This window comes from bacterium (assembly GCA_035945995.1).
Taxonomy (GTDB): domain Bacteria; phylum Sysuimicrobiota; class Sysuimicrobiia; order Sysuimicrobiales; family Segetimicrobiaceae; genus DASSJF01.
On the sequence record DASYZR010000139.1, the window covers coordinates 1 to 26,060 of the forward strand.

Annotated in this window: 29 protein-coding genes; 25 read left to right on the forward strand and 4 right to left on the reverse strand. The window is 72.9% G+C overall.

Going from position 1 to position 26,060, the window contains the following annotated elements; genetic code table 11:
- The 5 genes from VGZ23_15685 to hslO form a co-directional block, all read left to right on the forward strand.
- Positions 1 to 410 (forward strand): hydroxyethylthiazole kinase (locus VGZ23_15685; GenBank protein HEV2359033.1); only part of this gene is annotated, 410 nt, incomplete at its 5' end.
- Positions 410 to 1,057, forward strand: a complete 648-nt coding sequence (gene thiE, locus VGZ23_15690; GenBank protein HEV2359034.1) for a thiamine phosphate synthase — start codon at positions 410 to 412, stop codon at positions 1,055 to 1,057. The genes VGZ23_15685 and thiE, both read left to right, overlap by 1 nt.
- Positions 1,041 to 2,066 carry a thiamine-phosphate kinase gene (thiL, locus tag VGZ23_15695; GenBank protein HEV2359035.1) on the forward strand — a complete coding sequence of 342 codons (1,026 nt, stop codon included), beginning with the start codon at positions 1,041 to 1,043 and terminating at the stop codon, positions 2,064 to 2,066. Before thiE ends, thiL begins: the two co-directional genes overlap by 17 nt.
- 27 nt (positions 2,067 to 2,093) lie before the next feature.
- Positions 2,094 to 2,885, forward strand: coding sequence for a bifunctional hydroxymethylpyrimidine kinase/phosphomethylpyrimidine kinase (gene thiD, locus VGZ23_15700; GenBank protein ID HEV2359036.1), 792 nt, complete (start codon positions 2,094 to 2,096; stop codon positions 2,883 to 2,885).
- A gap of 32 nt (positions 2,886 to 2,917) precedes the next feature.
- Positions 2,918 to 3,814: an Hsp33 family molecular chaperone HslO gene (gene hslO, locus VGZ23_15705; GenBank protein HEV2359037.1), complete on the forward strand. Its 897-nt coding sequence runs from the start codon at positions 2,918 to 2,920 to the stop codon at positions 3,812 to 3,814.
- Positions 3,815 to 3,823: 9 nt separating this feature from the next.
- On the opposite strand, the gene rpmB is transcribed toward hslO, so the two are convergent.
- Complete coding sequence (rpmB, locus tag VGZ23_15710) at positions 3,824 to 4,015, reverse strand: 50S ribosomal protein L28 (protein ID HEV2359038.1); 192 nt, start codon at positions 4,013 to 4,015, stop codon at positions 3,824 to 3,826.
- A 153-nt stretch (positions 4,016 to 4,168) separates the two neighbouring features.
- On the opposite strand from rpmB, the gene recG reads away from it, so the two are divergent.
- The 19 genes from recG (at position 4,169) to VGZ23_15805 (ending at position 21,429) form a co-directional block, all read left to right on the forward strand.
- Positions 4,169 to 6,379: an ATP-dependent DNA helicase RecG gene (gene recG, locus VGZ23_15715; GenBank protein ID HEV2359039.1), complete on the forward strand. Its 2,211-nt coding sequence runs from the start codon at positions 4,169 to 4,171 to the stop codon at positions 6,377 to 6,379.
- Positions 6,379 to 6,939, forward strand: coding sequence for a 16S rRNA (guanine(966)-N(2))-methyltransferase RsmD (rsmD, locus tag VGZ23_15720; GenBank protein HEV2359040.1), 561 nt, complete (start codon positions 6,379 to 6,381; stop codon positions 6,937 to 6,939). Before recG ends, rsmD begins: the two co-directional genes overlap by 1 nt.
- Positions 6,936 to 7,433 (forward strand): pantetheine-phosphate adenylyltransferase, encoded by a 498-nt coding sequence (gene coaD, locus VGZ23_15725; protein HEV2359041.1) that lies wholly within the window; start codon positions 6,936 to 6,938, stop codon positions 7,431 to 7,433. The genes rsmD and coaD overlap by 4 nt, the downstream gene beginning before the upstream one ends.
- Positions 7,434 to 7,440: 7 nt before the next feature.
- Positions 7,441 to 8,787 (forward strand): FAD-binding oxidoreductase, encoded by a 1,347-nt coding sequence (locus tag VGZ23_15730; GenBank protein HEV2359042.1) that lies wholly within the window; start codon positions 7,441 to 7,443, stop codon positions 8,785 to 8,787.
- Positions 8,788 to 8,909: 122 nt separating this feature from the next.
- On the forward strand, positions 8,910 to 9,440 hold the full coding sequence (locus VGZ23_15735; protein ID HEV2359043.1) for a DUF177 domain-containing protein: 531 nt from the start codon (positions 8,910 to 8,912) through the stop codon (positions 9,438 to 9,440).
- Positions 9,441 to 9,483: 43 nt separating this feature from the next.
- The gene (gene rpmF, locus VGZ23_15740) at positions 9,484 to 9,681 is read left to right on the forward strand and encodes a 50S ribosomal protein L32 (protein ID HEV2359044.1); all 198 of its coding nucleotides are present in this window, start codon (positions 9,484 to 9,486) and stop codon (positions 9,679 to 9,681) included.
- Positions 9,682 to 9,693: 12 nt separating this feature from the next.
- On the forward strand, positions 9,694 to 10,728 hold the full coding sequence (plsX, locus tag VGZ23_15745; protein ID HEV2359045.1) for a phosphate acyltransferase PlsX: 1,035 nt from the start codon (positions 9,694 to 9,696) through the stop codon (positions 10,726 to 10,728).
- A gap of 21 nt (positions 10,729 to 10,749) precedes the next feature.
- Positions 10,750 to 11,748: a beta-ketoacyl-ACP synthase III gene (locus VGZ23_15750; GenBank protein ID HEV2359046.1), complete on the forward strand. Its 999-nt coding sequence runs from the start codon at positions 10,750 to 10,752 to the stop codon at positions 11,746 to 11,748.
- Positions 11,745 to 12,725 carry an ACP S-malonyltransferase gene (fabD, locus tag VGZ23_15755; protein HEV2359047.1) on the forward strand — a complete coding sequence of 327 codons (981 nt, stop codon included), beginning with the start codon at positions 11,745 to 11,747 and terminating at the stop codon, positions 12,723 to 12,725. The genes VGZ23_15750 and fabD overlap by 4 nt, the downstream gene beginning before the upstream one ends.
- Positions 12,722 to 13,468, forward strand: a complete 747-nt coding sequence (gene fabG, locus VGZ23_15760) for a 3-oxoacyl-[acyl-carrier-protein] reductase (protein ID HEV2359048.1) — start codon at positions 12,722 to 12,724, stop codon at positions 13,466 to 13,468. Before fabD ends, fabG begins: the two co-directional genes overlap by 4 nt.
- Before the next feature lie 172 nt (positions 13,469 to 13,640).
- Positions 13,641 to 13,889, forward strand: coding sequence for an acyl carrier protein (gene acpP / locus VGZ23_15765; GenBank protein ID HEV2359049.1), 249 nt, complete (start codon positions 13,641 to 13,643; stop codon positions 13,887 to 13,889).
- A gap of 51 nt (positions 13,890 to 13,940) precedes the next feature.
- Complete coding sequence (fabF, locus tag VGZ23_15770; GenBank protein ID HEV2359050.1) at positions 13,941 to 15,182, forward strand: beta-ketoacyl-ACP synthase II; 1,242 nt, start codon at positions 13,941 to 13,943, stop codon at positions 15,180 to 15,182.
- Complete coding sequence (gene rnc / locus VGZ23_15775) at positions 15,182 to 15,907, forward strand: ribonuclease III (protein ID HEV2359051.1); 726 nt, start codon at positions 15,182 to 15,184, stop codon at positions 15,905 to 15,907. Before fabF ends, rnc begins: the two co-directional genes overlap by 1 nt.
- Positions 15,904 to 16,425: an HIT domain-containing protein gene (locus tag VGZ23_15780; GenBank protein ID HEV2359052.1), complete on the forward strand. Its 522-nt coding sequence runs from the start codon at positions 15,904 to 15,906 to the stop codon at positions 16,423 to 16,425. Before rnc ends, VGZ23_15780 begins: the two co-directional genes overlap by 4 nt.
- A 126-nt stretch (positions 16,426 to 16,551) precedes the next feature.
- Positions 16,552 to 17,313, forward strand: coding sequence for an ABC transporter permease (locus VGZ23_15785; GenBank protein ID HEV2359053.1), 762 nt, complete (start codon positions 16,552 to 16,554; stop codon positions 17,311 to 17,313).
- Positions 17,314 to 17,320: 7 nt separating this feature from the next.
- Positions 17,321 to 18,562: an FtsX-like permease family protein gene (locus VGZ23_15790; GenBank protein HEV2359054.1), complete on the forward strand. Its 1,242-nt coding sequence runs from the start codon at positions 17,321 to 17,323 to the stop codon at positions 18,560 to 18,562.
- Entirely contained in the window at positions 18,559 to 19,236 is a 678-nt protein-coding gene (locus tag VGZ23_15795; GenBank protein HEV2359055.1) for an ABC transporter ATP-binding protein, read from the forward strand. The genes VGZ23_15790 and VGZ23_15795 overlap by 4 nt, the downstream gene beginning before the upstream one ends.
- 25 nt (positions 19,237 to 19,261) lie before the next feature.
- Positions 19,262 to 20,749, forward strand: a complete 1,488-nt coding sequence (locus VGZ23_15800; protein ID HEV2359056.1) for a hypothetical protein — start codon at positions 19,262 to 19,264, stop codon at positions 20,747 to 20,749.
- Complete coding sequence (locus VGZ23_15805; GenBank protein ID HEV2359057.1) at positions 20,746 to 21,429, forward strand: HAD family hydrolase; 684 nt, start codon at positions 20,746 to 20,748, stop codon at positions 21,427 to 21,429. The genes VGZ23_15800 and VGZ23_15805 overlap by 4 nt, the downstream gene beginning before the upstream one ends.
- Before the next feature lie 33 nt (positions 21,430 to 21,462).
- Here the strand turns inward: VGZ23_15805 and VGZ23_15810 are convergent, their stop codons facing one another.
- From VGZ23_15810 to VGZ23_15820, 3 genes are read right to left on the reverse strand one after another with little or no spacing between them, the layout of a single operon-like run.
- Positions 21,463 to 22,716, reverse strand: coding sequence for a glutamate-5-semialdehyde dehydrogenase (locus tag VGZ23_15810; protein ID HEV2359058.1), 1,254 nt, complete (start codon positions 22,714 to 22,716; stop codon positions 21,463 to 21,465).
- The gene (gene proB, locus VGZ23_15815) at positions 22,713 to 23,822 is read right to left on the reverse strand and encodes a glutamate 5-kinase (GenBank protein HEV2359059.1); all 1,110 of its coding nucleotides are present in this window, start codon (positions 23,820 to 23,822) and stop codon (positions 22,713 to 22,715) included. The genes VGZ23_15810 and proB overlap by 4 nt, the downstream gene beginning before the upstream one ends.
- The gene (locus VGZ23_15820; GenBank protein ID HEV2359060.1) at positions 23,819 to 25,087 is read right to left on the reverse strand and encodes a hypothetical protein; all 1,269 of its coding nucleotides are present in this window, start codon (positions 25,085 to 25,087) and stop codon (positions 23,819 to 23,821) included. Before VGZ23_15820 ends, proB begins: the two co-directional genes overlap by 4 nt.
- Before the next feature lie 78 nt (positions 25,088 to 25,165).
- Between VGZ23_15820 and VGZ23_15825 the strand changes: the two genes are divergently transcribed.
- A complete protein-coding gene (locus VGZ23_15825) occupies positions 25,166 to 26,053 on the forward strand; it encodes a fumarylacetoacetate hydrolase family protein (GenBank protein HEV2359061.1) in 888 nt (295 codons plus the stop codon).
- Positions 26,054 to 26,060 lie beyond the last annotated feature (7 nt).

The window sequence follows — 26,060 nt, forward strand, 5'->3', positions numbered from 1 at the left end:
CCGATCCGGCGGGGACGGGCGGCCCGGTCGCCGCGCTCGCATCGGCCCTGTCGGTCCGGCTGGGTGCCGCGATCGCCGCGACGGGCGCGGCCGACGTGGTCACCGACGGCACCCGTCTGGTGCATCTGGCGCGCGGCCATCCCTGGCTCGGGCGGATCACGGGCAGCGGCTGCATGGCCACGGCGTGCGTCGGCGCGTTCGTCGCCGTCGAGCGGGATCCGCTCGCCGCGGCGACGGCAGGCCTGGCCTGCTTTGAGATCGCCGCCGAGCAGGCCGCGGAGCGGGCGGCCGGGCCGGGATCCTTTCGCGTGGCGCTCCTGGACGCGCTCGCGGCCCTCGAGCCGGAGACCGTGGCCGCCCAGGCGGCCTGGCGCGTCGAGGCGGCACCCGGCCGGGACGGCCGGCCGTGATGACGCGTGGAGACTGGCGCGTGTATGTGATCACCGCCGGACCCGCGCACGCCCGCGGCCGGACCCATCAGGAAATCGCGGAGGCCGCGATCCGCGGGGGCGCCACCGCGATTCAGCTTCGGATGAAAGAGGAACCGGCGCGGCTGATCGCCGAGACGGCGGCGGCCATCGCCGCCCGCTGCCGTGCCGGCGGGGTTACGTTCCTGGTCAACGACCGGGTCGATGTGGCGATGGCCTCGGCGGCGGACGGCGTCCACGTCGGCCAGGACGACCTTCCCGCGCGCGCCGTGCGGGCGCTGCTTGGACCGGCACCCCTCCTCGGCGTGTCGGCGGCGACCGTGGAGGAGGCGCGCGCCGCCTCCCGCGCCGGCGCCGACTACGTGGGCGTGGGCGCCGTGTACGCCACCGGAACGAAGGCGGATGCCGGGGACGCCGTGGGCCTCGCCCGCATCCGCGCCGTCGCCGGCGCCTGCGACCTGCCGGTGGTCGGCATCGGAGGCATTACAGTGGAGAATGCCGGCGCGGTCATCCGCGCCGGGGCCGCCGGCGTGGCGGTGATCACCGCGGTGACGATGGCCGGCGACATGGCCGAGGCGACCCGGCGTCTCCGGGAGGAGGTCGATCGGGCGCGTGGCGGGCGGAACTGACTGGGAGCCGGCCGGAGCGCCGCTCGGCGAGTTCGAACTGATCGAGCGGCTGCGGGCCATCGTCCCCGGCGCCGGCCGGGGCGTGATCGTCGGCATCGGCGACGACGCGGCCGTCCTGCGGGCCGGTGCCGCGATGCTGGCCACCTGCGACGTGCAGGTGGAGGGCGTGCACTTCACCCGCAACCTGTGCTCGCCGGCCGACGTCGGCTGGCGGGCGCTCGCCGTGAACCTGAGTGACATCGCGGCCATGGGCGGGGAGCCGCGCTACGCGCTCGTATCCCTCCTGATCCCGCGGCCGGCCGCCACCGCCGCGCTCGACGGCCTCTACACAGGACTGGCGGAGCTCGCCCGCCTGCACGGCGTCGCCGTCGTCGGCGGCAACGTCTCCGCCACGTCCGGGCCGCTCGCCGTGGACGTGACGCTGCTGGGCGACGTCGAGCAGGCGGTGCTTCGCCGCGGCGCACGGCCGGGCGACGGGATTTGGATCACCGGCCACACCGGCAAGGCGGCGGCGGGACGCTTTGTGCTCGAACACCCCGACGCCGACGTCCCGGCCCGCGAGAGCCTGGCCGCCGCGTACCGGCGTCCGTCCCCGCGTGTGGCGGCCGGCCGCGTGCTCGGCGGCCTCGCCCGTGCGGGACTCGTGACGGCCATGATCGACACCAGCGACGGCACGGCGAGCGACCTCCTCCATCTCGCCGAGGCGTCGCGGGTCGGGGTGTGGCTGGACGCGGCCCGGCTCCCGGTGCCCGCGGGCTTCGCCGAGGCGGTGCGCGCCGCCGGGGTGGCGGCCGAGGTTTGGACCCTCGGCGGCGGCGAAGATTACGAATTGCTCATCACCGCCCCGGAAGGCTTTGGCGGCCGCGTCGGCGAGCTGACGGCGACGGCCGGCGTGGAGGTCACCCGCATCGGCGACGTGCTCTCCGAAGCCGAGGGCCGCTGGGTGGCCGCCGCGGACGGCGAATGCCGGCCGCTGCGGCCCGCCGGCTGGAATCATCTCGCTCCGTGAGGAAGACTCAATAGGGAAGGGACGACGATGGCGATTGCGCGGGCGCTCTCGATCGCAGGCTCGGATTCCGGCGGCGGGGCCGGCATTCAAGCCGACCTGAAGACGTTTTCCGTATTGGGAGTGTACGGCATGACGGCGATCACCGCGATCACCGCCCAGAACACGAGGGAGGTGACCGGCATCGTCGAGATCCCGCCCGAGATGGTCGCCCGGCAGATCGACGCGGTCGTCTCCGACATCGGGGTCGACGCGGCGAAGACCGGCATGCTGAGCAGCGCGCCGATCATCGAAGCGGTGGCGGGCCGCATCCGGCACCACCGGCTCGAGAACCTGGTGGTGGACCCGGTGATGATCGCGAAGAGCGGTGCGGCGCTGCTGCGGCCGGACGCCGTCGACGCGCTCCGGCGCCGGGTGCTGCCGCTCGCGCTGGTGGTGACGCCGAATCTGCCGGAAGCGGAGGCGCTGTGCGGCGCGCCGATCCGCACGCCGGCCGACGTGGACGAAGCGGCCCGCCGCATCGCCGGCCTCGGGCCGCGCTACGTCGTCATCAAGGGCGGCCACCTCGAGGGCCCCGCGGTCGATACGCTGTACGACGGCGAGCGGTTCGAGCGGCTCGAGGCGGCGCGCATCGCGACCCGGCATACGCACGGCACGGGATGCGTGTTCTCCGCGGCCATCACCGCGGAGCTCGCGCGGGGCGAGCCGCCGCGCACGGCGGTCCGGACGGCGAAAACGTTCATCACCGCCGCGATCGAGCGGGCGCTGCCCCTCGGGGGGGGACACGGACCGGCCAATCCAATGCATCCGCTGGGCGGATAGTCGAAACGCAAGACGCAGGAGGACACAGCGCAATGCGGGACTACATGGTCCGCGCCACGGTGGCGGGCGAGCGCGTCCGCGCCCTGGCAACGGTCACGACGGAGACTGTGGAAGACGCCCGGATCAGACACGCCACGTCCGCCACGGCCACGGCGGCGCTCGGCCGCAGCCTCACCGCGGCCGCGCTCCTCTCGGCGGGCCTCAAAGACGGGCAATTGGTGACCCTGCGGGTGCTCGGCGACGGTCCGGCGGGCGGCATCATCACGCAGGCCGACGCGGCCGGCCGCGTGCGGGGCTATGTCATGAATCCGCAGGCCGATCTCCCCGCCACGCCGGCGCGCAAACTCGACGTCGGCGGGCTCGTCGGCCGCAAGGGAACGCTGCACGTCACCCGCGACCTCGGGATGCGCACGCCCTACTACGGGTCGGCGCCGCTGGTCTCCGGGGAGATCGCGGAAGACCTCGCCGCCTACTTCGCCCGCTCGGAGCAGGTCCCATCGGCGGTCGCGCTCGGCGTGCTGGTCGGCCGCGACCTGCGTGTGCTCGCGGCCGGCGGTCTGTGCGTCCAGGCGTTGCCCGGCGCAGACCCGGACGTCGTCGCGCAGGTCGAGAGCCGCCTGCGGTCGCTGCCCCCGATCACGGACCTCGTCGCCGCCGGGCAGACGCCCGAGCAACTCATGACGGCGGCGCTGGACGGCCTGACGTCGGACGGGCTCGCCACCGGGCCGGTCACGTTCACGTGCCAGTGCAACCGGCAGCGGGTCGAGGAGATGCTGAGCGTGCTCGGGGTGGACGAACTCGAGTCGCTGCTGGCCCAGGAAGGGCAGGCGGAGGTGACGTGCCGGTTCTGCGGAGACCGCTACGTGCTGAACGGAGACGAGATGCGCGCGCTGATCACGGCCCTCCGGCGTGGCGAGGCGGCCGTCTAGCGCGGGCGGTCAGGCGACCCGGGTCACCTTGCCGGCCTTCAGACATGCCGTGCAGACCATGACGCGCCGCGGCGAGCCGTCGATGAGGGCCCGCACGCGCTGCAGGTTCGGGTTGAACCGCCGCTTCGTCTTGTGATGCGAGTGGCTGACCAGGTTGCCGGTGCGCGGCTCTTTGCCGCACACGGCGCAGCGCCGTGCCATTGGACTTACCTCCTTGGGAACACCGCCGCTCAGTCTAGCACATCGCCGGCGGCAGGGGCAACGTCACGCGCGTAGAAGAGAGAGGCCCGAATACGCCGGTCGGCGAGGCACCTCCCGACACACGACCCACCTCGACGCAGGAGGACGGGCGGCATGCCGAGCGCACGTAGGGCACCGACCCGTGCGGCCGGCGCCCCGCCGCTGCGCGCCCCCGAAGGACCCACCTCCGGCTCCGCGGTCCCCGGCGGCGGGCCCGCGCGCGAAGGCGATCCTCTCGACACGCCGCTCCGGTATCTCCGCGGCGTAGGGCCGGACCGGGCGAAGCGCCTCGAGGACCGCCTCGGTCTGCGCACCGTCGCGGATCTCCTGTACCGGCCTCCCAGGCGGGTCGAGGACCGGCGCACCCTGCACCAGATCTACGACCTCACCCACGGCACGGTGGACACCGTCGAGGGGGTCGTCGGCCGCATCCGGGCGTTCCGGGCGCGCCGGCGGCGGAATTTCGTCATCGTCAAAGCCGCGATCACCGACGGGTCCGGGGTGCTGCACGCGGTCTGGTACAACCAGGGCTACATCGCCCGGCAGCTGCCGGCCGGGGCGCGCGTGATTCTGCACGGCCGCGTGCAGCGGCAGGCCGGCGAAATCCAGATGATCGCCCCGGAGTTCGAGGTGCTCGATCCGGGCGAGGATACGCTGCACGCCGGGCGGATCGTGCCGGTGTACGCGGCCACGGAGGGACTCAGCCAGCGCGTGCTCCGCGCCACCGTCATGCGGGCGCTCGACGAGTACGTGCCCTCCGTCCGGGAATGGCTGCCCGAGGCGCTGCTCCGGCGCTACGAGTTTCCGTCGCTTCCGCGGGCGCTCCGCGATCTTCACTTTCCCGACACACTCGACGATCAGGAGCGCGCGCGGCGGCGGCTGGTGTACGAGGAACTGCTGCTGTTTCAGACGCTGCTGCTGCAGCATAAACAGGCGCGGGAGCGCGAACCGAAGGGGATCCGGTACGGCGACGCGGCCCCGTTGGTGGACCGGTTCGCCGCGCGCCTGCCGTACCGGCTGACCCGGGCCCAGCGGCGGGTATTGGACGAGATCGGCGGCGACATGCGGGCGCCGCACCCCATGAACCGGCTGCTGCAGGGCGACGTGGGCTCCGGCAAGACCGTGGTCGCCGCGGAGGCGCTGCTGCGCTGCATCGGGGGCGGGGCGCAGGGTGCTTTGATGGCGCCCACCGAGATCCTCGCCGGGCAGCATTACCTCACGCTGCGGACGCTGCTCGAGCCGATCGGCGTCACCCCGGTCCTCCTGATCGGCGGACTGTCGCGCGCGGCACGCCGCGAAGCGCTCGACCTGATCCGCGAGGGGGGCGCCGATCTCGTTATCGGCACGCACGCCCTCATTGAAGAGGACGTGACCTTCGCGCGGCTCGGTCTCATCGTCGTCGACGAGCAGCACCGCTTCGGGGTCGCGCAGCGGGCGGCGCTCAGGGGCAAAGGCGAGCGGCCCGACGTGCTCGTCATGACCGCGACGCCGATCCCCCGGACGCTCGCGCTCTCGCTGTACGGCGACCTCGACGTCTCGGTGATCGACGAACTGCCGCCCGGCCGCACGCCGATCCGCACCTACGTCCGGCCGGGGGCGAGCCGTCCGCAAATCTACGCCTGGATCGCCGAGCAGGTTCGCGAGGGCCGCCAGGCGTACGTGGTGTGTCCCCTCATCGAGGGATCCGACGCGTTGCAGGCCGAGGCGGCGACCGACCTGGCCGCGCGCCTCGCCGCCGGCCCCTTGGCCGGGCTCCGCGTCGAGGTGCTGCACGGGCGCATGAGGGTCGACGACCGCGACCGGATCATGCGATCACTCCGCGCGGGCGGCATCGATGTGCTGGTCGCGACGACCGTGATCGAGGTCGGCATCGACGTTCCCAACGCCACGGTCATGGTGATCGAGGACGCGGATCGCTTCGGGCTGTCGCAGCTCCATCAGCTGCGCGGCCGGGTGGGCCGCGGGCCGCACCCGTCGCACTGCGTGCTCGTCGCGGATCCGAAGACCGAGGACGGGAGCGTCCGCCTCGACGCGATGCGCGATACCGCCGACGGATTCGTCATCGCGCAGCGCGACCTCGAGCTCCGCGGCGTCGGCGAGCTGCTCGGCGAGGCGGGCCGCGAGGCCCTGCGGCAACACGGACTGGGCGACCTCCGGATCGCCGATCTCGTGCGCGACCGGGACTGGCTCGAACGGGCGCGGGCCGACGCCGCGGCGATGCTCGCCGCCGACCCCGCGCTGCGGCAACCGGCGCACCGGCCCGTCGCCCGGGCCCTCCACGCGCGGTTCGGCGCGGCGCCGGTCGACAACGTGCGCGTCGGCTGATGCGGATTTCGGCGGGCACGGCGAAGGGAACCCACATCCGCCGGCCCGGGGCCGGCGTGCGGCCGACGTCCGACCGCGTCAAAGAGGCCCTGTTCAACTCGCTTGCCCCGCGGCTCCCCGAGGCGCGCGTGCTCGACCTGTTCGCCGGCACCGGCGCGCTCGGCCTGGAAGCGCTGAGCCGGGGCGTCGCCCAGGCGGTGTTCGTGGAGCGGGACGCGCGCGCCGCCGCGGCCATCCGGCGGAATCTCGCGGCGGCGCGCCTGGAGGACCGCGGCCAGGTCCGCCGGGGCGCCGTCGAGACCGAAGTGGGCGCCCTCGAGCGCGAGGGGGTGGTGTTCGACCTGATCGTGCTCGACCCGCCGTACGGCCAAGACCTGCCGGCGCGGACGCTGCGGCGGCTGGCGGCGTCGCCGATCCTGGCGGCGGACGGCCTCGTGGCGGCCGAAGGGCATTGGCGCGACGACCCCGGCGACGTCTCAGGTTTGACGCGGATCCGGGCCGCGCGTTACGGCGAGACCGGGCTGTGGTTCTACACGAAAGAAGGCGGGGGGGACGCATGAGGGAGCCGGGGCACGTCACCGCGCTCTATCCGGGCAGCTTCGACCCGGTGCACAACGGCCATCTCGACATCATCGTCCGCGCGCGCCGCGTCTGGGGGCGCGTCGTCGTCGCGGTGGCGACGAACGTCGACAAGCGGGCGATGTTTTCGACCGCGGACCGCGTGGAGATGCTGCGGGCGGCGATGGCCGGGCAGGACGGCATCGAGGTGCGGGCGTTCGAGGGGCTGACCGTCGAATTCGCCGCGTCGATCGGGGCCGGCGTCATCGTCCGGGGACTCCGGGCGAACGAGGACTTCGAATTCGAGCTGAAGATGGCCGCCATGAACAAGCGACTGCATCCCGAGATCGAGACGGTGTTCATGATGACCAGCCCGGAGTACGCCTACCTGAGCTCGACGCTGATCCGGGAGGTGACCGGATTCGGCGGCGCCGTGACGGGCCTCATCCCGCCGGCGGTCGAAGCGCGGCTGCCGAGGCCGCGCCGCCCGGAGTAGCCCGCGGATGGCCGCGGACTTTGGGACGTTGGCGCAGGGCGTGCGCGGCGCGGTCGTTCTGCCCGGCGATCCCGATTATGAAACCGGCCGGCGGGTCTGGAACGGCATGATCGACCGGCGGCCGCGCGTCATCGTCCGCTGCGCCGACGTCGCCGACGTGGTCGCCGCGGTCAACTTCGCAGCCGCGGAAGGGCTGGTCGTCGCCGTGCGCGGCGGCGGGCACAACATCGCCGGCAACGCCGTCTGTGACGACGGCCTCGTGATCGATCTCGGCGGGATGAGGCGCGTCGGGGTCGATCCCAAACGCCGCCGCGCGCGGGCCGAGGGCGGCGTGGTCTGGGGCGACCTCGACGCGGCGACGCAGGCGCATGGGCTCGCGACGACGGGCGGCCTCGTGCCGTCGACCGGGATCGCGGGGTTTACTCTCGGCGGCGGCCTCGGGTACCTGATGCGACGATGCGGTCTCGCGTGTGACAACCTGGTTTCGGCGCAACTCGTGACCGCCGAGGGCCGTGTCGTCACCGCCGACGCGGCGCAGGAGAGCGACCTCTTCTGGGGCCTGCGCGGCGGAGGCGGGAACTTCGGAGTCGTGACCTCATTCGAGTTCGACCTGCACCCGGTCGGTCCGTATCTGCCCGCCGCCCTGGCCGGACATCCGCTCGCGCGCGCCCGCGACGTGCTGCGCTTCTATCGCGAGTTCTCGGGCGGGGCGCCCGACATAGTGACGGTGTACGCGAACCTGGCGCGGCCCGACCCGGAGTCTCCTCGGGTCGGCATGCGCGCGGTCTACACCGGACCGGAGGAGGGGGGCGAACGGGCCCTGCACGACGTGCGCGCCTTCGGCACGCCCGACATCTCGGAATTGCGTCCTGTGTCCTACCTCGAGCTGCAACGTTTGGTGGAGCCGATGTTCCCCGCCGGCCGCCTGAACTACTGGAAAGCCAACTTCTTCTCCGCTCTCAGTGACGAGCTGATCGATATCGTCGTGGACGGCTTTGAACGGGCGCCGTCACGGTACTCGATTATTGCGTTCGAACCGATGGGCGGCGCCGTCGCGAGAGTGGACAAGACCGCCACCGCGTTCGAACACCGCGACGCCATGTACAGCCTGCTGATCCTGGCCGGCTGGGAGGATGCCGCCGAGACCGATCGGAACGTCGCCTGGGCGCGCGACCTCTGGCAGCGGACCCGGCCGTTCTCGACCGGCGGCGTCTACGTCAACTACCTCGGCGCCGAAGGCGACGAGCGCGTGCGGGAGGCGTACGGCGTCAATCACGAACGGCTCGCCGCTCTGAAGATGAAGTACGACCGGGGGAATTTCTTCCGGCTGAATCAAAATATCCGGCCCGCATGAAACGCGATTCCTCCCCCGCCGGCGTTTCCTTGACAATGCCGGGCGTGCGTTCATATAATCGGAGCGGTGCTCCCGTGTGCCCGGCGCGTCGCGCCGGGCACATGTTGTGAGGTGGGGCGACTGTGCGCGTGAACGTGAGCGAGCTCCTGGCGGACCGGGACGGCGCCCGCGTCCTCGCGTTCGCGGAGCCGCTCCCGGCGCCCGGGGAAGACGTGTCCTTCGTCGAACCCGTCACGGGAGAACTCGTCCTGACCGGTTCGGCCGGCGGGGTCTCCCTCCGAGGCCGGGTTCGGACGGTCGCGAGTTGTGTCTGCGGAGCCTGTCTTCGGCGATTTCCGTTGCCGATCGCAGCCGACGTGACGGAGCAGTTCGGACCGCGGAGCGAGGCGCCCGAGCCCGACGCGCCCGTGCGGGAGCTGGTGCCGGGCGATTTTCTGGTTCCGGTTGAGGCGGGGGACATGATTGATGTCACCGAGGTGGTGCGGCAGCACGTCGTCCTGGCGCTGCCGCTGGCCCCGCGGTGCCGGGAGGATTGTCCGGGGCTCTGTCCTCGGTGCGGCGCGGACCTCAACGACGGCCCGTGCGACTGCGAACCGCACGATCTCGATCCGAGGTTGGATGCGCTGCGGCGCTGGCGCGCCGGACCGGCATAGGTCGATGTCATCGCGGCGCGGGCGCACAAAAGGAGCGTGACGAATGGGACTGACCAAGCGGCGGTTCAGCAAGGCCCGCACGGCGTCCCGGCGCGCCGTGTTCCGGACGCGCGCCGTGACCCTCGTGGACTGCCCCCAGTGCCACGCGCGCATGGTGCCCCATCGCGCATGCCCCACCTGCGGATACTACGGGGGCCGGCAGGTGATTCAAATCAAGACTAAAGAAGACACGAGCGCCTAAGCGGCGCCGCGGATGATGCGCGTCGCGCTCGACGCCATGGGCGGCGACCACGCGCCGCGAGAGATCGTGGCCGGCGCCGCCGACGCGGTCCGCGAGCTCGGGGTTGAAGTCATTCTCATCGGGCCGACGGAGCGGCTGCGCGACGAGGTCCGGCAGGTCCCGTCGCGCGCGCAGGCGGCCGCGCTGCGGATCGTCGAGGCACCCGAAGTCATCGGCATGGGGGAGGCCCCGGCCATGGCGCTGCGCCGCAAGCGGCGCTCCTCGATCGGCGTCGCCATCGACCTGGTGCGCCGCGGGGAGGCCGACGCCATGGTGAGCGCCGGCAACACGGGCGCCATGATGGCCGCGGCGCTCCTGACGCTCCGGCCGATCGAAGGGATCGACCGGCCGGCGATCGGCGCGGTGCTGCCGACCCTCCGAGGCCGCGCGCTGATGCTCGATGCCGGGGCGAACGTCGACTGCCGGCCGAAGCACCTGCTGCAGTTCGCGGTGATGGGCAGCGCGTACGCGGCCCGCGTCCTCGGCGTCGAGTCGCCCCGCGTCGGACTGCTCAGCAACGGCGAGGAGGACACGAAGGGCAACGAACTCGTGATCCGCGCCGCCGAGCTGCTGCGGCGCTCCGGCCTGCGGTTTATCGGCAACGTCGAGGGACGCGGGGTTTTTGCCGGCGATGCCGACGTGGTCGTCTGCGACGGCTTCGTCGGCAACGTCGTCCTCAAGTTCGGCGAAGGGCTGGCCCACGGGATCTTCAGCCTGCTGCGCGAGGAACTCAGCCGCGGGCTGCTCGTGCGGCTCGGCGTGGCGCTGGCGCGCCCGCGCCTGCGGGCCCTGGCGCTGCGGCTCGACCACACCGAATACGGCGGCGCGCCGCTCCTCGGCGTCGACGGCGTCTGCATCGTGAGCCACGGGAGTTCCAAAGCCCGGGCGATTCGCAACGCCGTGGCCCTGGCCGCCGAGTCCGTCCGCGCGCGAATGGTCGAGGCGATCCGCTCGGACGTCGCGCGGCTGGCCGAGCCCGCGCCGGCACAGGGATTTCCCGCCATCTAGTCGCAGCCGGGGAGGAGACGCGTGCACACGGGATCCACGATCGTGGGACTGGGCCGTTACGTGCCCGAGCGCGTGCTGGCGAACGCCGAGCTCGCGGCCGCCGTGTCGACGACGGACGCCTGGATCGAGTCGCACACCGGCATCCGCGAGCGCCGGATCGCCGACGCCGGCGTCGCCACGTCGGACCTCGCGTACGGCGCCGCGGTCGAGGCGCTGTCGGCGGCGGGGATCGACGCGGCGGCCGTCGACCTCATCGTCGTCGGCACGACGACGCCCGACATGGTGTTTCCGAACGTGGCCTGCCTGCTGCAGCAGCGCCTGGGGACGCGGACGGTCGGCTGCCTGGACGTTTCCGCCGCCTGCTCCAGTTTCATGTACGGTCTGAGCGTGGCGCACGGCGCCGTCGCGTCGGGCCAAGCCGAGACCGTTCTCGTCGTGGGCGCGGAGACGCTGTCGCGCATCACCAACTGGGAGGACCGGTCGACGTGCGTGCTGTTCGGGGACGCCGCGGGCGCGGCGGTGGTCCGGCCGGCGCGGCCCGGCTTCGGCTTCCTGTCGTTCGCCCTCGGCGGGGACGGGGCGGGCGGCGGCCAGCTCTATCTGCCGGCGGGCGGCAGCCGCCGGCCGGCGTCCTTTGAAACGGTCGAGCGGAATGAGCACACCATCCACATGGCGGGACCCGAGGTGTACAAGTTCGCCGTCAAAGCCATCCCCGCGGCCGCGCAGGACGCCCTCGTGCGGGCCGGCCTCGGGCCGGCCGACGTGGATTTCGTCATCCCGCACCAGGCGAATCTCCGCATCATCCAGTCCGCCGCGCACCGGCTCCGGGTGCCGCTCGAAAAGTTCTACGTGAACGTCCAACGGTACGGCAACACCTCGGCCGCGTCGGTGCCCGTCGCCCTTTATGAGGCGGTGGCGTCCGAACGGGTGCACGAAGGGGACGTCGGCGTCATGGTCGCGTTCGGCGCCGGGTACACCTGGGGCGCGTGCGCGATACGGTGGGGCGGGGGGGCGCCGTGATCGCGGCGGTCTTCCCCGGCCAGGGCGCGCAGTACGTCGGGATGGGCCGCGACCTCGCGAACCGCTTTCCGGAGGCGCGCGAGGTATTCCGGCGGGCGAGCGACGCCGCGGGGCTGGATCTCCTCCGCCTGTGCGCGGAGGGACCGGAGGAGGCGCTGCGGCAAACCGAGAACACGCAGCCGGCGATCCTGACCGCCAGCCTCGCCTGTCTTGCGACAATCCCGCTCACCCCCGCCTGCGCCGCGGGGCTCAGCCTCGGCGAATACACCGCGCTCGTCTGCGCCGGCGCCCTGTCGCTCGAAGACGCCGTGCGGTTGGTGCGGCGGCGCGGCCGCTACATGCAGGAGGCGTGCGACGGACTCGACACCATGATGGCGGCGGTCGTCGGGCTCGAGGCCGATCACGTACGCGCGATGTGCGAGGCGCATGCGCATCTCGGCGTGGTGGAGCCATCCAATTTCAACGGCCCCGGCCAGATCGTCGTCGGCGGGGAGGCGGCGGCCGTGCGCGCCGTGCTGAACGCGGCCCGGGCGGCCGGCGCCCGGCGCGCCCTCCCGCTGGCCGTGAGCGCGCCGTTCCATACCCGCCTCATGGCGCCGGCCGCCGCCCGCCTCGCGGCCGAGCTCGAGGACCTGCCGATCCGCGACGCGGCCATCCCCGTGGTGGCGAATGTCTCCGCGGCGCCGGTGCAGACGGCGGACGACATCCGGCGCGCCCTCCTCGCGCAGGTCGCCTCCCCGGTGCGCTGGGAAGAGTCGGTGCGCGCCATGCACGCGCGCGGCGTGCGGACGTTCGTCGAGATCGGCCCCGGCACGACGCTCAGCGGCATGATCCGCCGGACGGTCGAGGCCGCGACGTGGCACGTCGAGGACACCGCGTCGCGGGACGAGACCCTGATCGCGTTGGGCGCGACCCGCGCGGCCGCCCGGGGCGGGGAGGCGGCGCGGGGGGAGATGGGAGGGGACGCGCCGCGATGATCGCCGCGGGCCGGGTCGCGCTGGTGACCGGGGCGTCGGGAGGCATCGGCGGAGCCATCGCGGGCCGACTGGCGCGCGACGGCGCGGCGGTCGTCCTGCACTACGGGCGCAACGCGGAGGGCGCGGAGGAAGCGCTGCGGCGGATCACCGGGGCGGGGGGCAGCGGAACCATCGTCCAGGCGGATCTGACCGACGCGGAGGCGTGCCGCCGGCTCGCGGACGCCGCGCACGCGTGGCGCGGCCGGCTCGACATCGTGGTCAACAACGCGGGCCTGCCCCGCGACGGCCTGCTGGTGCGCATGCGCGACGAGGACTGGCACGACATTCTCGCGGTCAACCTGCACAGCACGTTTTACCTGACGCGCGCGGTGCTGCGCGAGATGCTCCGGCAACGGTGGGGACGGATCGTCAACATCGCCTCCGTCGTCGCGGAGGTTGGGAACCCGGGGCAGGCGAACTACATCGCCGCGAAGGCCGGCGTGATCGGCTTCACCAAGGCCGTGGCGCGCGAGGTCGCCCGGCGCGGCATCACCGTAAACGCGGTGTCCCCAGGGTACATCGACACGGGGCTCACCGGCAAATTGAGCGGGGAGCAGCGCGCGCGGTTCGTGGAACAGATTCCCGTCGGCCGCACCGGCCGGCCCGACGAGGTCGCCGCGGCCGTGGCGTTCTTCGCCTCGGACGACGTATCCTACGTCACGGGGCAGGTCCTGAACGTGGACGGCGGGCTGGTGATGCGGTAACGCGAACGCATGTGCCGGGCGGGCTCGCATGCAGTGCCTCGCGGACGCCCCTGGGCGATCCTGCGGGGGGCATCGACGCGAACGGATGTGCCGGGCTCGTATGCAATGCCTCGCGGACGCCCCTGGGCGATCCAGCGGGGGGCATCGACGCGAACGAGGGGGTGGATGAAGCATGGCATCGGCATTTGACCGGGTCAAGGCGATTGTGGTGGAGCAGTTGGGCGTCGACGCCGGTCAGGTCACGCCGCAGTCGAAGTTCGTGGAAGATCTGGGCGCGGATTCCCTCGACGTCGTCGAGCTGGTCATGGCGCTGGAGGAGGAGTTCGATATCGAGATCCCGGACGAGGACGCGGAGAAGATCTCGACCGTCGGCGAGGCCGTCAAGTACATCGAGAGCCACGTGGAGGCGCCCGCGGAGTAGGATGGGCGGACGCCCGTACCGCATTCCCGCGGGGGCGGCCCCGGTGACGCAATGACGCAGATACGGGTCGCCGTGACCGGACTGGGCGTGATCAGCCCGATCGGCACCGGCGCCGACGAATTCTGGAACGCGATGATGGAGGGACGGTCCGGCGTTCGCCGCATTACCGCCTTCGATCCGGCCCCGTTCGAATCGCAGATCGCCGGCGAAGTCCCGGACTTCGACGCCACGGCCTATCTCGACCGCAAGGATGTGCGGCGCAACGACCGCTGCGCGCACTTCGCCGTCGCCGCGTCGCGGATGGCGCTCGACGACGCGCGCCTCCAGGTCACGCCGGCCCTGCGGGACGATCTCGGCGTCGTGATCGGGACGGGGAGCGGCGGCGCGATTACCTGGGAGGCGCAGCACCAGCTCCTGCTGGAACGCGGGTCCGGGCGCGTCAGCCCCTTCTTCGTGCCGATGATGATGCACAACGGCGCCGCCGCGGTCGTGAGCATGCTGATCGGCGCGCGCGGCCCCAACTTCTCGATCGCCTCCGCCTGCGCGACCGGCGGCCACGCGATCGGCGAGGCGATGCGCAAGATCCAGCGCGGCGACGCGACCGCGATGCTGTGCGGCGGCACGGAGGCCGCGCTCACGCCGCTCAGTCTCGCCGGGTTCTGCGCGGAGAAGGCGCTCAGCACCCGCAACGACGCCCCGGAGAAGGCCGTCCGGCCGTTCGACCTTCACCGGGACGGGTTCGTGATGGGCGAGGGCGCCGGCGTGGTCGTGCTGGAGGCGTGGGAACACGCCGAACGGCGCGGTGCGCGGATCTACGCCGAGCTCGCGGGGTACGGCGCCAGCGCCGACGCGTTCCACATCACCCAGCCGGACCCGGAAGGCGAGGGCGCCGCGCTTGCGATGCGCCGGGCGCTGCGCGACGCGGGCCTCGCGCCGCACGAGATCGGCTACATCAACGCCCACGGGACGAGCACCCCCCTCAACGACAAGTTCGAGACGATCGCGATCAAGCGGGTCTTCGGCGACGCCGCCCCGCGCGTCCCGGTGAGCTCGACCAAGTCGATGACGGGACACCTGCTCGGCGCCGCCGGCGGCGTGGAGTTGATCGCCGCGGTGCTGGCGGTCGCCCGGGGATGGCTCCCCCCCACGATCAACTACGAGACGCCCGATCCCGACTGCGACCTCGACTACATCCCGAACGTGGCGCGCGCGGCACGGATCACGACGGCCATGTCGAACGGCTTCGGGTTCGGCGGGCACAACTCGATCCTGATCGTGCGGAGCCCGTCGTAGTGATCGAGCCGCTCCCTCCCGATCGGGACGCGCAACTGGCCGATCTCGAGCGCCGGCTCGACGTTCGCTTCCGCGACCGGACGGTGCTGCACACCGCGCTGGTGCACGGCTCCGTCGGGACGGACGCGCGCAGCCGGCACGGCGACAACTACGAGCGGCTGGAGTTTCTCGGCGACGCGGTCCTGAACCTCGTGGTCGCCGACCACCTCTACCGGATGTTTCCCACGCGGCTCGAGGGCGATCTCGCGCGGCTGCGCGCGGCCGTGGTCAGCGAGGGACCGCTCGCGCACATCGCGCGCGGCATGGATCTCGGGCGTTACATGCTGCTCGGGCGGGGCGAAGAGAAGGGCGGGGGCCGGGCGCGCGCGTCGCTGCTCGCCGACGCGCTGGAGGCGCTCGTGGGGGCCGTGTACGTCGACGCCGGCTACGGCGTCGCGCACCACTGCGTCACGCGCTGGTTCGCCGAAGACCTCGCCCGCCTCGAAGAACCGGGCGGCAGCGACTACAAGAGCCTTTTGCAAGAACTCGTGCAGCAGCGCGAGCGGCGCCTGCCGCGGTACCGCATCACGGGCCAGGAGGGGCCGGAGCACAACCGGGCGTTCGTGGCGGTGGTGGAGGCCGGCGGCCGCGTCATCGGCGAGGGCCGGGGCAAGAGCAAAAAGGAAGCCGAGCAGGCCGCCGCGCAGCAGGCGCTCGAGCACCTTCGCCGGAGCCGCGCCGGGTGAAGTTGCTGTGGGCCCCCTGGCGGCTTCAGTACATCAAGGCCCCGCCGGTGCCTGACTGCATCTTCTGCGCCTTTCCGCGGGAAGGGCGGGACCGCGACCGCGGCATTCTCGTCCAGGCGCCGCTCGCGTTCGTGATCCTCAACATGTATCCGTACAACTCCGGCCACCTCATGGTAGTACCGCACCGTCACGTCGCGGATCCCGCGGAACTCACGGACGCGGAGCACCTCGAGATGGCGCGCCTGGTGCAGGCGGCGATGCGCGCGCTGCGCGACGTCTACCATCCCGAAGGCTTCAACATCGGCACGAACATCGGACACGCGGCCGGCGCCGGCATCGCCGGACACCTGCACACCCACGTCGTGCCGCGCTGGGTCGGCGACACCAACTTCATGCCCGTGCTGGGTGAGACCAAGGTGCTCCCGGAAGAGCTGACCGTGACCTACGACCGGCTCGCGGTGGCGTTTCGGACGCCGCCGCCCCCCACCGGCCTGTCCCCGGCCGGGGAGAGTCGGTAAGGGGTTCCGACGCGGGCCCCGGCCTTCACCGGTCTCGGCCTGATCGCCGCGGCCCTGCTCGCCGCGGCCGCGGGCACGGGGTCTCCGAGCGCCGGGGCCTCCCCTGCGCCGCCGCCGGACATCGCCGTGAGCGACCGGACCGCGCGGGCGCTCGGCGTCGCGGTGGGGGACCTGATCGACGTCGCCCCGACCGCGGCCGGGCCCTGGCGCACCGTCCGCGTGGCGGATGTCTACCGGCCGCTCGTGTATCCGACGGAGGTCGCCGACCGGGACGCCGACATCCGTCTGCACCTGACGGATCTCGCCTCCCTGATCGACCCCGCGCTGCCGGGACAGACCGACGAGGCCGACAGCATCGTGGTGCGCCTACGCCTGCCCCCGGACGGGGGCTCGCGCTTCGCGGCCGAACTGACCGCGATGGGGTTGGGCGTCCACGCCTACACGTCCGCCGACTTGGCCCGCCGCAATTCGAGCTCCTTTGAGGTGGTCGCCCGGTTCCACCGTGCGATCGGCGCCATCGCGGTCGTCGCCAGCAGCGTCTTCCTGGTCACCATCATGACCCTGCGCGGGGAAGAGATGCGCCGCGAAGTCGGGACGATGCGCCTCATGGGGATCGGCGGCCGCACCGTGACCGCCGCCGCGCTCCTGATCGCGACCGCCGTGGCGACGATCGGGAGCGTGGCCGGCGTGGGGTTGGCGTACGTTCTGTCCTTCGCGATCAACGGGTACTACCGGCGGCTGTTCGACACCGAGCTCGTTTTTTCGCGCATCTCGTGGCGTCTCGTCGTGGAGGCGGCGGCGCTGTCCATCGTCCTCGGCATCGCAGCCGGGGCGCTCACGGCGTGGCGCCTGCTCCGGCGGCGGCCGCTGGACCAGATCGGCCGCTAGGCGAACCGTGCGGTCCCTCGTGTTCCTCGCCGGCCGGACGCTCGGACGGAACGCCGTGCGCACGCTGCTGGTGCTCGTCGGGCTCGCCGTCACCGGGGCCCTGCTGCTCGACATGACGATGCTGGCCCACGGCCTGGAGACGAGCCTCGGCACCGTCCTCAGCCGGATCGGATTCGCCGTCCGCGTCCTGCCCAAAGGCACGCTGCCGTTCACCGGCGACGCGGAGATTCCCGACGCCGACCGGCTCGCCGCTGCGATCCGCGGGCAACCCGGCGTCACCGCGGCCGTGCCGGTCGTCGGCACCAACATCTTTGTCACGCGCCGCGGCCGGCGGTTTCCGGCGTTTGTGCTCGCGGTGCCGGCCGGCGGGACCGGCGCCTACGGCATGCTCGAGGGCCGCGATCTGCCCGGGGGCGCCGGGCCGCCGGCCGGCACCGCCGGAAGCCCTCCGACCGGGAGTGCCCTGCCGGCGGTGATCGTGAACCCGAACATGGTGCGGCTCGACGGCGTGCGCCTCGGGGACACGCTGGTGCTCGCGGCCGGGCCGTCGCGCGGCCTCGCGCCGATTGCGGCGCCCCGCGCGTTTCGGGTGACCGGCGTCGCCGACTTCTACGTCGACCTGGCGACGCAGCGCTCCCTCTCCATCGCGACGTCCGACCTGCGCGCCCTGCAGGGCCGCCCCGCGGGCCCGGCCTCCCTCATCCTGGTCCGCCTCCGCGACCCGGCGCGCGCCCCCGCGCTCACCCGCTGGATCGCGTTCCGGGACCCGCGCGTTGACGCGCTCAGCGTCGCCGGGTTCCTCGCGCGCCTCGCGACGCGGCTCACGTACTTCAACCAGTTCTCCCTGATCCTCGGCGCGCTCGCCGTCGCCGTCTCGTTTCTGCTGGTCACCGCGATCGTGACGCTCTCGGTCGGCGAGCGCCTCGGCGAGATCGCGATGCTGCGGGCAATCGGCTTCACGCGCGGTCGCATCGCGGGCCTCGTCGTGCTGGAAGGGGTCGCGTTGAGCGCGGCGAGCCTGCCGGGGACGTTCGGGCTCGGACTCGTGATCGCCCGGTACCTGGACGCGATCCTCCGGCAGGCGCCTGGGCTCCCGGTCGACCTGCACTTCTTCGTGCTGACGCCCGGGGCCGCCGCGCGGACGGTGGTCCTGCTGATCGGTACCGGGGCGCTCGCCGGCGCGTACCCGGCCGCCGTCGCGGCACGGAGCCCGGTCGCGGCGACGCTGCACGCCGAGGTGTTGTCGTGACCGCCGCCGCCCCGGTCGTCGCCGCCGAGGAGGTGGTCAAGGACTACCGTGCGGCCGGCGGAGCCGTGCACGCGCTTCGCGGGGTGAGCCTCGCCGTTGAGCCGGGCCGCATGCTCTCCGTCGTCGGACCGAGCGGCTGCGGTAAGTCGACGCTGCTGCACCTCCTGGGCGGCGTGGACCTGCCCACGGCCGGGGCGGTGACCCTGCTCGGGCATCCGACCCACACCCTCCGCGACGCGGTGCTCGCGCGGTTGCGCCTCCGGCACGTCGGCTTCGTGTTCCAGCGGTTCTTTCTGCTGCCCATGCTGACCGCGGAGGAAAACGTGATGCTGCCGATGCTGGAAGCCGACGTCCCGGCCGCGGCCCGCCGGGCCCGGGCGGCGGCGCTGTTGGAGCAGGTGGGACTGTCCGGACGCGCGGGGCACCGGCCGGGCCAGCTCAGCGGGGGCGAGATGCAGCGCGTGGCGATCGCGCGGGCGCTCGCCAACCGGCCGGCGCTGCTGCTCGCGGACGAGCCGACCGGCGAGCTCGACGAAGCGACCGGCCGGGACATCATCGGCCTCCTGCGCGGCGCGACCGGGACCGGGTGCGCCGTGATCGTCGTCACCCACAACGCCGAGCTGGCGTCCCTGGCCGACCGGCACATCGGCATGCGCAACGGCGCCATCGTATGAGGCGGCCGGCCGGGAGGGCGCCCGTATGACGCCCGCGGCATGGCTGGTCGCGCGCCGCGCGCTGCTCGACCGGCCCTGGCGATCGGCCCTGCTGCTCCTCGGCTACGGCACCGGCGTTGCGATCATGATCGCGCTGCTGTCGGTCGGGGATGCGCTGCTGCTCCAGGCCCGGGACCGCAACCTCGTCGCCGGCGGCGACGTCGTTGTGCTCCCGGAGGGGATCGACCCGGCCGTCATCAAGGTCAACGGGGTCACGGGATTGTTTCTTACGATTCCGAACGCCCGGTTTCTCGTGCGCGACGTGATCGGCGGCCCCCGGTTTCGCGCCGGTGTCATCGCGGCCGCCCCACAACTCTCGGCGCGGCTGCTCTACGTTCGGGCGCGGGGGCGCGTGGTGGCGGCCAGCGCGTCGGCGGGCATTCCGTCCCTGGATCGCGCGGCGCACGCGGCGCGCGCCGTGGCCGGCGGCGTCGACAGCGCCGCGGATCGCGCGTGGCTCGATCCGCCGGTCGCCTCGCTCGCCGACCGCGTCGACCACTTCCACCGCGTGGCGTCGGACGGCACGACCGGATCGTCGGCGGGGGACCCCGCGGCGTGGGCGGAATGGGACTACGTCAACGTGGTCGACCCGCGGACCCACACCTACGCGTACATCACGCTGCTTGCCGGCGCGCCGGGGCGGGGCGCCGTGATCGCAAGGGTGCGCCGCCCCGGCGCGCCTGTGGAGGACCTGGTCATCCCAAGCCGTCTCCGGGAGGGCGACATCTCCACGACGTCCGCGGCCCAGCGCGTCGGTCCCGCCCGGGTGCGGGTCGACGCGCGTGGCTACCGGCTGACCGTCGATGATCCGCGGCTGCGCGTCGATCTTCGGATCCACCCGGATCGCGGATTCATGCTGCCGGCCGCAGAGCTCCGGCAGGGCGACACGATCAGCGGTTATGTCGTGCCGGTGGTCCGGGGGCGGGCCGACGGGACGATTGAGACCGCCCGGGGCCGGTTCGTGTTACGAGACGCCCCCGCGTATCACGACCACAACTGGGGCACCTGGCGCGACGTGACCTGGGAGTGGGGCGAAGCCTCGAGTCCGGCCGGCGCCCTCGTGTACGGGGACGTGCATCTCCCGCGCCGAGCGGCGCCCGAGGGCGGCGGGCAGCTCGCGACACTGTTCCTCTGGGGTGACGCCGCCGGCCTGCAAGAGCCGGGAGGCCTCGTCGCGGCCCTGCCGATCACGCAGATCACGTACGCGGGATGGCGGCCGGGACCGATCGTCGGCGGCCGTCGCGTCCCGGCCCCGGACGAGGTGACCGTTCGGGCGGCCAATGGTCCGGACGCCGTCCGCGTCACGATCAAGATCTGGGATGCGCTCGGCAGCCGGCCGCTCGCGTCACCTAGGGGGACCACGGGGCGGGTCTTTCTGCAGTTGCGTGGGGACGCCGAGTTGCGGGGCACGATCGGCGGCCGTCCGGTCCTCTGGCGGGGACCGGCCGCGTCGGAAACGTTCGTGCGCCCGTGAGCAGGACGATCCAGGCGGTGGTCTTCGATTTCGACGGGCTCATCGTCGATACCGAGACCCCGGAGTACCTGGCGTGGCAGACCGTATACGGGCAGCAGGGCTGGACGTTTCCGCTCGCCTCGTGGCTTCGCAACGTGGGACGAAACGACCGCCCCTTCGATCCGCTGGGACGGTTCCGCGAGGCGGACAGCCCGATGCGCCCCGAGGAGGCGGAGGCGGCCTGGGACGAGCACCACGCCCTCCTCGAAGAGCGGTATCTGACTCCGCTGCCCGGGGTGGTTCGCCTGCTCGCGGACCTGCGCCGGCATGATTTCCGCTGCGCCGTCGCGTCGTCGTCCCGGCTCACCCGCGTGCGGCACCTGCTCGAGGTGCTCGGCCTCGGCGACCGCTTCGACGCGGTGGCGTGCGGCGACGAAGTGCCGCACGCCAAGCCGGCCCCCGACGTGTACCGCCTGGCCGCGGGCCGGCTCGGCGTCGCGCCCGCGGCATGCGTGGCGCTCGAAGACAGCGAGCCGGGCGTCCGCGCCGCCAAAGCCGCCGGGATGCGCTGCATGGCCGTCCCGTCGCCGCTCACGCGCGGCATGGACTTCTCGGCCGCGGACGGGATCGTCGACAGCCTGCTCGGCGTCACGATCGCCGGGCTCACCGGCCCCGGCGGCCGCACGGAGGCGCGCCGGTGACGCCCGCGGGGTCGCGCTCGGAGCCGAAATCGCCTACCCGCGCGTCTGCCCCGACCCCCACACGATCCACTTCGTCGTCGTCAGATCCTCGACGCCCATCGGCCCGCGGGCGTGCACCCGGCTGGTGCTGATCCCGACCTCCGCCCCGAGGCCGAACTCGCCCCCGTCCACCAAACGGGTGGAGGCGTTGACGAGCACCGCGGCGCTGTCCACCTCCCGGACGAAGCGCTCGGCGCGCGCGCGGTCACGGGTGACGATCGCGTCGGCCAGCCCGGTGCCGTGGCGGCGGATGTGCTCGACGGCCGCGTCCAACCCGTCGACCACGCGGATCGCCAGCACGAGATCCAGATATTCGGCATCCCAATCGCCGTCCGTCGCCGGGTCCGCGCCAGGCGCCCACCGGCGCGTCTCCGCGTCTCCGCGCACCTCGACGCCCGCCGCGCGCAGCGCCCGCACCAGCGGCGGAATGACCGTCGCGGCGGCCGGCGCGTCGACCAGGGCCTTCTCGAGCGCGTTGCAGGTGCTGGGCCGGTTCGTCTTGGCGTCGAGAATGATCCGCACCGCCATGCCGGCGTCGGCATCCCGGTCGACAAAGACGTGGGTCACGCCGCGGTCGTGCTTCAGCACCGGGACCCGGGCGTGCTCCGTGACGAGGCGGATCAGGTCCGGACCGCCGCGCGGGATGACGAGATCGACGAGGCCGTCGAGCCGCACGAGGTCGCGGATCGCGTCGTAGTCGCGGCGAGCGAGCAGCGTGACGGCGGCCGGCGGCAGGCCGGCCGTCCGCAGCCCGGCCGTGATGGCCCGGCCGAGCGCCTCATCGGAGCGGCGGGACTCCGCGCCGCCGCGGAGAATCACGGCGTTCCCGGCGCGCAGGCAGAGCCCGGCGGCGTCCACGGTGACATTGGGCCGCGATTCGTAGATCATGGCGACGACGCCGATCGGCACGCGAACGCGCCGCACCTCCATACCGTTCGGACGGGTGCGCCGGTCCACCACCGTCCCGACGGGGTCCGGCAGCGCGGCGATGTCTGCGAGCGCCCGAGCGAGGCCCTCCACGCGATCCGCGGTGAGCGTCAGCCGGTCGCGAAAGGCGGCCGGCCGCTCCCGGAGCGCCGCCAGGTCCTCGGCGTTGGCGGCGAGGACGGCCGGCGCCGCCGCTCGAATCTGCGCCGCGATCGCATCAAGCGCCGCCCGCCGCGCCTCATCCGGCGCGTGATGCAGCGCCGCCGCGGCGGCCCGCGCGGCGCGCGCCTGCGGCTCGACGTCGATGACCGCCGTGCTCATCGGCCCTCCAGCACCACCAGGTTGTCCCGGTGCACGACCTCGTCGTGGGTCTTGGTACCCAGCACGCGGGCGATCTCGGACGTGCGGCGCCCGCGAATTCGCGCGAGGTGCGCGCTGGAGTAGTTGACGAGGCCGCGGGCCAGCTCCTGCCCCCGGCCGTCCGTGATCGCCACGGCGTCGCCCGCGTCGAACGTGCCGTCGATCCGGACGATCCCGGCCGGCAGCAGGCTCTTCCCGCGGCGCAGCGCGCCGCACGCACCCTCGTCGACCACCAACGTGCCCCGCGTCACGAGCCCGAACGCGAGCCAGCGTCCGCGGCCGGAGAGGCGGCCGCCGGGCAGGAACAGCGTGCCGCGCCGCTCGCCGGCGAGCAGCCGCGTGAGCGGACGGTCCACGGCGCCGCCGGTGACCACGGCCGCCACCCCGGACTCCGTCGCGATCTTCGCGGCCGCGATTTTCGTCGCCATGCCGCCGACGCCCTGGATCGTCACGGTGCGGCGCGCCGCCCGGACGATCCGTCCGTCGATGCGGTCGACCGTCGGAATCAACCGGGCATCGCGATGGCGGCGGGGATCCGCGGTCATGAGGCCCTCGACGTCCGACAACATGACCAGCAGATCCGCGCCCACGAGGCTCGCCACGAGCGCGGACAGCGTGTCGTTGTCGCCGATCTGGATCTCGTCCGTCGCGATCGTGTCGTTTTCGTTGATCACCGGCACGACGCCGCCGTCGAGCAGGGCCAGCAGCGTCTGCCGCGCGTTGACGTAGCGCCGGCGGTCCGCGAAGTCCTGCCGGGTGAGGAGCACCTGCGCGGTACGCAGGCCGAGGCGCTCGAACGCCGCGGTATACCGCTGCATCAGCACGGGCTGCCCGACCGCGGCCAGCGCCTGCTTGTCGACGAGCCGCCGCGGCCGCCGGCGCCCGAGGAGGCCCGCTCCGGTTACGATCGCCCCCGACGACACCAGCACGACCTGCCGGCCCCCGCGCACCGCCGCGGCCACGTCCTCGGCCACCGCGGTGATCCGGTCCGGGTCCACCACCGGCCCGCCGGCGGTGAGCGTGGTGGTGCCCACCTTGAGGACGATCCGCGAGGTCCGCGGCGTCACGGAGTGCCGAGCGAGAGGCGCACCGGGTAGTTCGAGCCGCTCTCCGGCATGGCGAGGATCCGTATCGTACGGCTCGTCTGCGGCCGCAGAACAATCGCGGCGACGACCTGAGGGGCATTCGGTTGAATCAGAGGACTCTCGACGACCCGGTCGCCGATCACAAACGTGCCGCGGGCCTGGCCGCCCGGCGCGTGCATGACGAGGTTCAGCGTCGCCGGCGAGGCGGTCGGATTGGCGGCCTCGATGTTGAAGGAATAGATCACACCGTAGTTGCCCTGCAGCGGCTCGCCGCCTTGCCCGGCGTGCAGCAGGTCCGCGTTGTCGGCCAGGGTCATCAGAGCCGGCGGTCCGCCCACCGTGTAGCTGAGGCTCCGCTGGATGTGAGGCCGGGGAAACGCCCCGCGCTGGTGGACCCGGTCAAAGTCCGGCTCGTAGCTCATGCTCGGCGGCTCCACCTCGCCGGTCAGCCGCGCCGACACCTCCACGTTGAGGCGGTCCCCGTCCAGGAGGCTGAATTGCGCGATGCCGCTCGCGACGCCAAACGGCGGCAGATCCTGGACAAACAACGGAACCGTGGTGTTGGCCGGCAGGCGGACGAGGAATCCGGCGTGGTGGAGGTACTGGTCGAGAAAACTGTGCGCCGCGTCGTGCCCCGGCGTCACTTCGTCCTGGGCCGGCGGCCCGGCCGCTCCCTGGACCCAGAGCGCCGCGGGGGCGCGCGTCGGATTGCTGAGCGAGACGGTGAGGAACATGTGCTCTGTCTTCGAGCCGTTCTGGTGGTGGAAGAGCAACCGGACGGTCTGAGACGCGGTGAGCGCGCCCAGGTAGAGGACTTTGCCGAAGGGGATCGTTTCCGGGCTGTTGCTGACGAGAAGCGTGTCGGCGTCGCTCCACGGAATGATGGCGTTCGTGAGCGCCACGCGCATCAGGTGGCTGGCCGGGGGGAGTCCAGGGACGCTGACGGTGACGCCAGCCAGCACCGTCTCCGCCGACGACGCGTCGAGCGGCACGAGGGCCGGCTGCGTGTCCGCCAGGGTGACGAGCGCCGAGGAGTGCACGCCCAACATGAGTCTGGCGGCGGTCGTAATGGCCAGGCGCAGGGTATCGAGGGTCGCCGGCCCTCCCGTGACCGACACCGGCACCGGCAGGCCCGGGGCAGGCCCCTGGGCGTCGCCCGGCACAGACGTCGCCGCGGCGAGTCCGGCAGCCAGCGCAAGGACGGCGACGCCTCGGCGGGCCGCCTTCGATCGGATCAATTGTGGCACTACAGCACGTCCGCCAAAGGAATCCGCTTCTGGTTCCGGCGCGGGGACCCCGACTCCTTCACCGGGCCGGAGGAGGCGGTGCGCGAGGGGGCCAAGATCCTAGCGATGAGATTCGGCTCCTACCGGATCGGCGAGAACGAGCGGGCCGCCGTGCTGCTCGAGGGGGCGGCGTACGACGTCGAAGCCGTCGCGGCCGCGGCGGATCTCCGGGTCCCGGCAACCCTGTCCGTGTTCATCGAGCAGGGACTGCGCGACCCGTTCCACGCCGCGGTCACACGCCTCGGCGGCCGGATCCCGGTGACGCCACTCGATCGGCCGGGGCTTGTCTGTCCGATCCGCCGGCCGCCCAAGATCTGGGGCATCGGCCTCAACTACCGCGCGCACGCGCACGATCTCGGCGTCGCCGTGCCCGAGGAACCGGCGTCGTTCATGAAGCCGGCCACGACCCTGATCGGCCCGGACGAAACCATCTTGCTGCCGCCGCAGTCCCGGCGGGTCACCGCGGAGGCGGAACTGGCGCTGGTCCTCGGACGGCGCTGCGCCGGCGTCGCCGAAGGCGACGCGGCCGCGGCCCTGTTCGGCTACGTTCCGGTGATCGACATGACGGCGGAAGACATCTTGCAGAAGAACCCGCGGTTTCTCACGCGGGCCAAGTCCTTTGCGACGTTCCTGAGCGTCGGCCCGTGGATCGCGACGCCGGACGAGGTGCCGTCGCCGGGAGACCTGCGCGTCACGACGCTGCGGCGGGGCGAGGTCGTCGCGACCAACACGGTGTCGGACATGCGCTTTGCGCCGGCGATGCTCGTCGCGTTTTTCTCGCGCGTCTTCGACTGGGAGCCGGGGGATCTGCTGCTGACGGGGACGCCGGGCGCCGCGGTGATCGAGGACGGCGACGTGGCGGCGTGCCGGATCGACGGATTCCCCGAGCTGCGGAATCCGGTCCGGCGAAACTCGACGCCCGTCTGAAGGGCCC